The following is an 882-nucleotide window of genomic DNA, read 5'->3' as shown; positions in this document are numbered from 1 at the left end:
TAAAAAGTAAGTGCAAGATAAGTTTTTCAACAAATTTAGCGAAAACTTTTCAGAAAACGAACTCTACATCAGCCTTATAGACGAGATGTCAAAATATAAGACTTTGACTCACGATACGATAAAATGGGACTTTGTTTATAGCTCGTCTTTAAAGGCATTAAGCGAATTTAGCCTCGATGTAAAGCTTTTAAATTTCTTAGCGATCTCTGCTGTAAATTTAAATGACAAATATGCTTTTAAAAGTTTAATCAGTGCCTTTTCATTTTTTCTAACTACTCTAAAACAAGAGCCAAATTTATTAGCAAAAAATGAAAAGCAAGTGCCTGCTAAAAAAAAGATATTTGCTCAAACGATAGAGCTTTTTACACAAGCCCATAGGGACGGTATAAATTTAGACGAAGCGGACGCAAGAGCTTTTAATGATCTTGTACCTGAGCTCTCACGCGAGCTTAGCACGCACTTTGATACGCTTTATATAGAAGAAAAAAGCGAGCAAACTCAAAAAGTAGAGGAGCCAAAACAGCCGCAAAAGGTAGAGCCAAGCTACTCACAAAGTGTCTCTTTTGGCAGCAGTGATATTAGCACATTTAGTGATAGAGAGTTTAGGGAGTATTTTGTAAATTTATCCATCTCGCTTTTAAAAAATGACATAAAAAATTTGACCGCTTACTCACTTGTTTTTGAGGCGATGTGGGGCAGGATCAAGGCTTTGCCAGTTAGCAGCGAGCAAGTGACGCAGATACGTTATCCTGATGAAAATTTGATCTTACTTTTTAAAAATATGAAAGAAGCAAACCTTGGTAATTTAGAGAAATTTATAAGAAATTTAGCTCTTAATCCATTTTGGATAGATGGCGTTAGGATATTTTGTGAGTTTTTAAG

Annotated in this window: 1 protein-coding gene; it reads left to right on the top strand. The window is 34.9% G+C overall.

Annotation, left to right across the window (positions count from 1 at the left end):
* Positions 1-10 precede the first annotated feature (10 nt).
* Positions 11-882 (top strand): type VI secretion system domain-containing protein (locus tag CYP84_RS05410; RefSeq protein WP_103636911.1); only part of this gene is annotated, 872 nt, incomplete at its 3' end.

It is taken from the genome of Campylobacter concisus, assembly GCF_002912425.1.
Classification (GTDB): Bacteria; Campylobacterota; Campylobacteria; order Campylobacterales; family Campylobacteraceae; genus Campylobacter_A; species Campylobacter_A concisus_AH.
This window is presented reverse-complemented; position numbering and strand designations above follow the sequence as displayed.